Origin of the sequence: Myxococcus sp. AM011 (assembly GCF_013372595.1) — a bacterium.
GTDB lineage: Bacteria > Myxococcota > Myxococcia > Myxococcales > Myxococcaceae > Myxococcus > Myxococcus eversor.
Window position 1 is genome coordinate 1 of sequence record NZ_JABXEM010000464.1, and the last position, 3,909, is coordinate 3,909.

The window sequence follows — 3,909 nt, forward strand, 5'->3', positions numbered from 1 at the left end:
GCTGTGGGGCGTGGTGGCCGTGGCGGCGGGGGGGGATTCCTCCATGGCCCTGCGCGCTGACGGCACGGTGTGGACGTGGGGCTCGAATGACAGCGGACAACTGGGGGATGGCTCCAAGGGAGACCGGGCCACGCCGATGGAGGTGAAGGCCTTGTCGGGCATCGCCTCCGTGGTGATGGGCGAGGCCCATGCGCTCGCGGTGGGACAGGACGGCGCGGTGTGGTCCTGGGGCGCGAACGGCTCCGGCCAGCTCGGTGATGGCACCACGAGCGCGAGCGCGACGCCGCTGCGCGTGTCGGGGCTGGAGGCCGTCGCGAGCGTGAGTGTCGGCCGCGCCTTCTCGCTGGCGGTGCTGCATGACGGCACGGTGTGGAGCTGGGGTGCGAACAGCGCCGGGCAGCTCGGTGATGGCACCAACAGCCCGAGGGGAACGCCGAAGCCGGTGCTCCTGCTCAAGAGCGTCAAGGCGGTGGCCGCGGGCTCTCACCACGCGGTGGCCGTGCTTCACGACGGCACGACGTGGGGCTGGGGAGACAACGGCTACGGGCAGGTGGGCGACAGCACCCGCTTCCTGCGCTTCAAGCCGGTGCAGGTGGTGGGGCTCACCGCGGTCGCCGAGGTGGCCGCGGGCGAGCAGCACTCGCTGGCGCTGCTGGAGGACAGCGGAGTGCGAGCCTGGGGCAGCCACGAGTATGGCCAGCTCGGCGAAGTGGAGTCGGGGCCGAGGACGGCGCCGGTGGACATCAAGCTGCCGACGTCGAAGGACCTGGCGCCTGTCGTCTCGCTGCGGGCGTGGTACCAGCACGCGGTGGCGCTCCTCTCGGATGGCACCGTGCAGACGTGGGGTGGCAACGGGTACGGGCAGCTCGGCAACGGCACCACCGAGGACGAGTCCCTGCCGACGACGGTGGAGGAGTTGCCGAAGATTCGGGCGGTGGCTCCTGGCGCGTGGCACACGCTGGCGCTGGCCGAGGACGGAACGGTGTGGGCGTGGGGCAACAACGTCTTCGGGCAGCTCGGTGATGGCACCACGACGCAGAGCTTGAGGCCCGTCCAGGTGGTGGGCCTGGGCCACGTGGTGTCCATCGCCGCGGGCAGCTACCACTCGCTGGCGGTGACGGAGGACGGCACCGTCTGGAGCTGGGGCTACAACGTCTTCGGGCAGCTCGGTGACGGCACGCTGGAGGCGCGTTGGATTCCCACGCCCATGAAGGAGCTGAAGGGCGCGGTGGCGGTGGCGGGCGGCGAATACCACTCGCTGGTGCTGCGCGCGGACGGGACGTTGTGGGCCTGTGGCAACAATGCGTATGGCCAGCTCGGAGAAGGGACCGCCACCGACCGCAAGTCACTGTTCCAGGTGATGGGACTCGAAGGGGTGAAGTCCATGGATGCGGGCGGTTATCACTCGGTGGCGCTGCGAGCTGACGGCACCGTCTGGACCTGGGGCTCCAACAGCCATGGGCAGTTGGGGGACGGCGGGCTTTCCACGCGCATCTACCCGTCTCCCGTGCCGGGCCTGGCGGAGGTGGAGTCCCTGGGCGTTGGCGCCAATCACACCTTCGCCGTGGGCTCCGACGTCTGGGCCTGGGGGCGAAACTCGCACGGGCAGCTGGGCACCGGAGACAGCTCTCACCGGTTGGAGCCCACGTTGGTGAAGGGGCTCCGAGGCGCGAAGACGGTCTCCGCCGGAGGGGACTTCTCCATCGCCCTCAATCGTGACGGGGCGGCGGTGAGCTGGGGTACCAACTTCCACGGGACGCTGGGCCTGGGGGTTCCTGGGCAGCGCGCCGTGCCGGGTGTTGTCGCGATGCCCTGAGCCGTCGCTGGTGCCGGGGCGATGACGGCGATTGCGTCGTCGCCCCGGAAGGCTCCAGGTGTGAAGCCGCTCAGAGCCGCAGGCCCGCACCCAGTCGCTTGACGAGTGGGCCCAGCTCATCCCGGTCCAGGCCCATCTCCAGCAGCTCCAGGCGCCGCAGCTTCGGCAGGGCCTTGGCGGTGCGGAACGCGAGCGCGCCTTCCTCGCTCAAGTCGTTCTTCGACAGCTCCAGTCGTTCCAGGCCCGTGAGGCCCTTGCTCTTCGCGAGGGCCTCCGCTGCTTCATCGCTCAGCTCGTTGCGGTTGAGCGTCAGCCATTGGAGCGCGCCCAGTCCCTTCGCGCCCGCCAGAGTCTCCACGCCTTCGTCGGACAGGCCGGAGCCGGATAGATACAGCCGCCCCCATGGAAGGGTCGCCTTCGAGAGGAGCCCCGCGCTGGCGTTCGTCAGCGCGCCGCTGGAGAAGCTGACGGAGCGCAGCTTGGGCAGGACATTGCTCTCGACGAGGGCGCGGACCGCCGCGTCCGTCGCGCCCGACAGCACCAGGCCGGTCAGGTGTCCGGCCCGAGGGGAGGAGGCCAGCGCCTTCGTCGCCGCGTCGACCCCCGAGCCTTCCAATCGCAGCCAATGGACCTGGGAGAACCAGGGCTGCTCGGCGGCGCGCTCCAGGCCCTTGCCATCGCGCGTGTCCACGCACAGCCGGGACACGGGCTCCAACGCGAACAGCTCCGGGCCGTGCTTCGCGAGCTTGTCTTCGGCGAGGTTCAGCTCCTCGATGAAGCCCCGGTGGTAGCGCGGCTCGTGCACTTTCGCGTCGCGCAGCGGCTTGAGCCAGTCGCGGCCGTGCGCGTCCATCAGCTCCCGCGCGCGCAGGTGGAGTGAGCGGCGTCGGGCCGGGTCCATGCGGCCGGGCAGGGCGAGCTGCACGCGGATGAACTCGGCGCGCGCGGCGTCCACGGACTGCAGCGCCTCCGCGCACGCGAGTCTCGGCGCGTCGTTGGCGGGGTCCTCGACGACTTTCGCCAGCAGTGCCTCGAAGTGGCTCATGGGTTCAGCAGCTCCTTCACCTCGCGCTGCCAGCGCGTGCCCAGCTCCGGATGCACCATGCGCACGTAGGCGGCGTAGCCCTCGAGCCAGGCGGGGAAGTTGGGACGGCCCCGGGCCTGCGACTCCACGCCGTGCTTGCGGCAGTTGGCGAGGATGGCCTTGAAGCGACGGCGCTCCTCGCGAGGGATGGCCACGCGTTGATTGACGGTGAGGCCCGTCACCCGCTGGCGTCCGCCCTGGCGCATGACGCGGCGCTTGGCGGCGTTCTCCGAGAAGCCCTCCTGCTGGAGGATGGCGTTCACCCACCAGAGGAAGCGGCCCAGTCGCTCCGGAGGTTTGACGAAGGAGAAGGAGAGGTCATCCGCGTAGCGCGTGTACGAAGCGCCGGCCTTCTTCGCCAGCGCGTGCAGGCGCGCGTCCATGCGGCGGCAGACGAGGTTGGCGATGGCGGGCGAGGTGGGCGCGCCCTGGGGCAGCACGCCGGGCCACACCACGGTGCCATCCGGGAGCTTGGGCCGCCAGGTGGTGAGGCCCGCGAGGGTGGAGGACACCTCGTCGTTGTAGCCGTGGGCCTCGAAGAAGCCCTTCACGCGGCGGTAGTGCACCGTGGGGAAGAAGTCCTCCAGGTCCACGCGCACCACGACGTGGGCGCCGACGTGGACCTCCGCGTTCGTCACCGTGGAGCGGCCGGGCACGAAGCCGTGCACGGCGGGGTGCGTGGGCAGGTGTGTGAGCAGTCCTTCGAGCAGGTTGCGCTGCGCGGCCTTGAGCTTCGCGCGTGGTGCGCAGATGCGGCGCATGCCGCCGGAGCGCTTGGGCGTCTCGAACTCCACGTAGCCTGAGCCCGCGCCGGAGCCGGGGCGCATCAGCGCGTCCAGCTCCGCGACGTCCACGCCCACCAGCTTCGCCACGTCATCGCGGGATTGGAGCTTGGGCAGCTTCGCGGTGACGGAGGGCTTGCGCTTCACCAGGTCTTCGCGACGCCTGGGGTAGAGGCCGAAGTGCCAGCCGGTGGGGTTCCAGCCTCCGAGGGCGTGGGGGCTCGGGC

Annotated in this window: 2 protein-coding genes and 1 pseudogene; 1 reads left to right on the top strand and 2 read right to left on the bottom strand. The window is 70.7% G+C overall.

Annotated features, from left to right (window positions below; translation table 11 throughout):
* Positions 1–1,816 (top strand): annotated as a pseudogene (locus HUW62_RS46060) (chromosome condensation regulator RCC1); the annotation flags it as partial.
* A gap of 70 nt (positions 1,817–1,886) precedes the next feature.
* On the opposite strand, the gene HUW62_RS46065 reads toward HUW62_RS46060, so the two are convergent.
* Together HUW62_RS46065 and HUW62_RS46070 are read right to left on the bottom strand one after the other, a co-directional pair.
* Positions 1,887–2,861: a TIGR02996 domain-containing protein gene (locus HUW62_RS46065; protein WP_163862898.1), complete on the bottom strand. Its 975-nt coding sequence runs from the start codon at positions 2,859–2,861 to the stop codon at positions 1,887–1,889.
* Positions 2,858–3,909: reverse transcriptase family protein (locus tag HUW62_RS46070; protein ID WP_176438063.1), on the bottom strand; the 1,052-nt coding region annotated here is incomplete at its 5' end. The genes HUW62_RS46070 and HUW62_RS46065, both read right to left, overlap by 4 nt.

Bases quoted from the DNA above. Each gene is read 5' to 3' on its own strand.
- HUW62_RS46065 (WP_163862898.1), bottom strand. From the start codon at position 2,861: ATGAGCCACTTCGAGGCACTGCTGGCGAAAGTCGTCGAGGACCCCGCC.